This is a genomic window from Halorubrum sp. AJ67 (assembly GCF_000513435.1).
This window is the reverse complement of record NZ_CBVY010000023.1, coordinates 6389-8968: the sequence shown is the minus strand read 5'-3', so window position 1 is coordinate 8968 and position 2580 is coordinate 6389. Positions and strand designations below refer to the sequence as shown.

6 protein-coding genes are annotated in these 2580 nt (G+C 63.6%); 3 read left to right on the top strand and 3 right to left on the bottom strand.

The window, feature by feature from the left end; genetic code table 11:
- Position 1 precedes the first annotated feature (1 nt).
- Positions 2 to 295, top strand: coding sequence for a chorismate mutase (locus BN903_RS13980; protein ID WP_048078314.1), 294 nt, complete (start codon positions 2 to 4; stop codon positions 293 to 295).
- A gap of 1 nt (position 296) precedes the next feature.
- On the opposite strand, the gene BN903_RS13975 is transcribed toward BN903_RS13980, so the two are convergent.
- The 3 genes from BN903_RS13975 to BN903_RS13965 all read right to left on the bottom strand — a co-directional run bounded on the left by BN903_RS13975 (position 297) and on the right by BN903_RS13965 (position 1423).
- A complete protein-coding gene (locus BN903_RS13975; protein ID WP_048078313.1) occupies positions 297 to 650 on the bottom strand; it encodes a type II toxin-antitoxin system PemK/MazF family toxin in 354 nt (117 codons plus the stop codon).
- Positions 643 to 879: a hypothetical protein gene (locus tag BN903_RS13970; RefSeq protein WP_048078312.1), complete on the bottom strand. Its 237-nt coding sequence runs from the start codon at positions 877 to 879 to the stop codon at positions 643 to 645. The genes BN903_RS13975 and BN903_RS13970 overlap by 8 nt, the downstream gene beginning before the upstream one ends.
- A gap of 148 nt (positions 880 to 1027) precedes the next feature.
- On the bottom strand, positions 1028 to 1423 hold the full coding sequence (locus BN903_RS13965) for a CopG family ribbon-helix-helix protein (protein ID WP_048078311.1): 396 nt from the start codon (positions 1421 to 1423) through the stop codon (positions 1028 to 1030).
- 105 nt (positions 1424 to 1528) lie between these two features.
- On the opposite strand from BN903_RS13965, the gene BN903_RS13960 reads away from it, so the two are divergent.
- On the top strand, positions 1529 to 2401 hold the full coding sequence (locus BN903_RS13960; RefSeq protein ID WP_048078310.1) for a hypothetical protein: 873 nt from the start codon (positions 1529 to 1531) through the stop codon (positions 2399 to 2401).
- 41 nt (positions 2402 to 2442) lie between these two features.
- Positions 2443 to 2580 (top strand): MOSC N-terminal beta barrel domain-containing protein (locus BN903_RS16125; protein WP_195155818.1); only part of this gene is annotated, 138 nt, incomplete at its 3' end.

The following is a 2580-nucleotide window of genomic DNA, read 5'->3' as shown; positions in this document are numbered from 1 at the left end:
AATGAGCGACACACCCAACACCGAGAACCGAAGCCTCGACGAACTGCGACGCGAGATCGAGGACATCGACCGCGAGATCGTGGAACTGATCGCCCGACGGACCTACGTCGCCGACACGGTCGCGGCCGTGAAGGAGGAGCGCGACCTCCCGACCACCGACGAGGGCCAAGAGGAGCGCGTGATGGAGCGGGCGGGCGAGAACGCCGAGCAGTTCGACGTGGACGCCAACCTCGTGAAAGCGATTTTCCGGCTGCTGATCGAGTTGAACAAGGTCGAACAGCGGGAGAGCCGGTAGCTCAGTCGAGGTCGAGACTCAGCTTCAGGGCCTCGTCGACCTCGGCCATCGTGGGTCCGTCGAGTGAACCGACGACCGTGTGAATCCGTTTCGGGACCGAGACGGTTCGAATCTGGTCTAATCGGACTGAGGAATTCTTTTCGAACGGCGATCCGTCTGCCTCGACGAACACTTCGAACGGATACTCGCGGTAGGTTCCCGTGGCGGGCGCGACGATAGTCGTACTGGAGTTTCGGTTTCCGATGTCGTTTTGAACGACCACGGCCGGTCGCGTCTTCTTCATCTCGTGGCCTTCAGCCGGATCAAACCGAACGATAACCACATCACCTCGTCGCACGTCCGTATCGTCACTCATCGAGGCTTTCCCACGCCTCGTCAGACATCTCGCTCCACTCCTCGGTGAGCGCCGCCGCGCTCTCGGAAGCGTCTCGATAGGCGGCAGCCAGCTCGTCGTCGTCTGGCCGATCAGACTCTACCTCAACGACAGCGACGGTTACGCGCTTGTTCGCGTACTCGGTCCCGAGATACACTCGGCCCCGGTCGTCCGTCTCGTTCGTTTTGAGGTCCGTTGCGTCTACTTTCATAAACACACGGTACGGACCAACGGCTGATATGTGTTGCCCACTATTACCCACGGTGTTCCCCGAAGATCGTAGTGTGTATTATCAATGTTAGCCGCTCGAACGGGCCGAAATAGGAACGTTTGGCGACCAAATACGACGATCCGAGCGGCTACTCGACGCCGTCGCGGATCATCATGACCTTCACCCGGCGAACGGCGTCGAAGTCCCGAAGCCGGTAGGTCAGCTCGCGGACGCGCTCGGCGGCCCCGCGACAGAACAGCGATTCGAGACACCACTCCCCTTGATGCGTGTGGCTCGTGTTGAGGATCACGTCTTGGTACGCGTGCTGGACGCCGTGAAGCTCCCGGATGACGTCGTGGTGGCGGTAGTCGAAGCCGACGAGCGCGACGACCTCGCCGGCGGTGTCTTCGAGCCGGGAGTGCGACTCGATGTACTCCGACATCGCCTCTCGGACCGCCCGCGACCGGTTCTCGATCCCCTCGTCGCGCCACACCCGATCGAACTCCGCGACGACCTCGTCGGGGATGTTGAAACTTGTTCTCACGGTCTCGTGGTGGACGCCGCGGACACAAGAACCTCGTTATGACGATCCCCCCGGTTCGGTAGTAACAACCGGTAAAACCGGTCGGTTTCGAGTCCCACGCGAACGATGTTCTCAGGCGAACTGCTCGGCCCGCTCGCGGGTGCGGTTCTCCTCGGTGCGGTCCACGGTATCGAACCGGGCCACGGCTGGCCGGTCGCCGCCTCGTACGCGCTCGACCAGACCAACAAGTGGGTCTACGGGTTCGCGGCGAGTCTCATCATCGGCGTCGGGCACCTCGTCAGCAGCATCGCGATGGTGGGCGCGTTCTTCTACGCGAAGGGCTACTTCGATCTCACGCAGGTCAACGAGCCGATCACGGTACTCGGTGACGTCCGGATCGGCGGCCCGGTCAGCCTCGTCGCCGGCTTCCTGCTCATCGGACTCGGGGTCCGCGAGTACGTCCACGGCCACTCTCACGGGGCTTCCAACGATGCGCACGATCATCACGATCACGATTCGGTCGACCATCACGACCGCGGTTCGGACGATCACCACAACCACGGTTCGGGCGGACACCACGGCCACAGTCACGGCACTCACGGCGAGTCCGACGACCACGACGACGGCGGACTCGGCTCCCGACTGCGAGGATTTCTCCCGTTCGTCGGCGGTGGCGGGCACTCACACTCGCACGACGACTTTGAGGAGGGAACCGACCGGGGACTCCTCGGCATCGCGTGGTTCGCCTTCGTCCTCGGGTTCGCCCACGAGGAGGAGTTCGAAATCATCGCGCTCTGTGCCGGGTCGAACTACTGTCTCGAACTGATGAGCGCCTACGCGCTCACGGTGATCGCGGGCATCGTCGGACTGACGATGCTCCTGATCGCGGGCTATCACCGGTCGCGAGAACGGGTCGAGCGGTACACGCCGTATCTCCCGGCGTTCTCCGCGGCGGTCCTCGTCGTCATGGGAATCGGCTTCATCGTCGGCGTGTTCTGAGACGGCCGACCGCTTTTTGTTCGCCCCGTCGAACGCCCGCCATGACACGCGTCGCCGAACTCGTCGCCTACCCGCTGAAGTCCTGTGACGGCGTCGCCGTCGACCGCGCCGCGATCGGTCCCGCGGGCGCGCTCCGCGGCGACCGCTCGTACGCCCTCGTCGAGGCCGGCGTCGACCCC

Bases quoted from the DNA above. Each gene is read 5' to 3' on its own strand.
- BN903_RS13970 (WP_048078312.1), bottom strand. From the start codon at position 879: ATGAAAGTAGACGCAACGGACCTCAAAACGAACGAGACGGACGACCGG.
- BN903_RS13975 (WP_048078313.1), bottom strand. From the start codon at position 650: ATGAGTGACGATACGGACGTGCGACGAGGTGATGTGGTTATCGTTCGG.
- BN903_RS13980 (WP_048078314.1), top strand. From the start codon at position 2: ATGAGCGACACACCCAACACCGAGAACCGAAGCCTCGACGAACTGCGA.
- BN903_RS13960 (WP_048078310.1), top strand. From the start codon at position 1,529: ATGTTCTCAGGCGAACTGCTCGGCCCGCTCGCGGGTGCGGTTCTCCTC.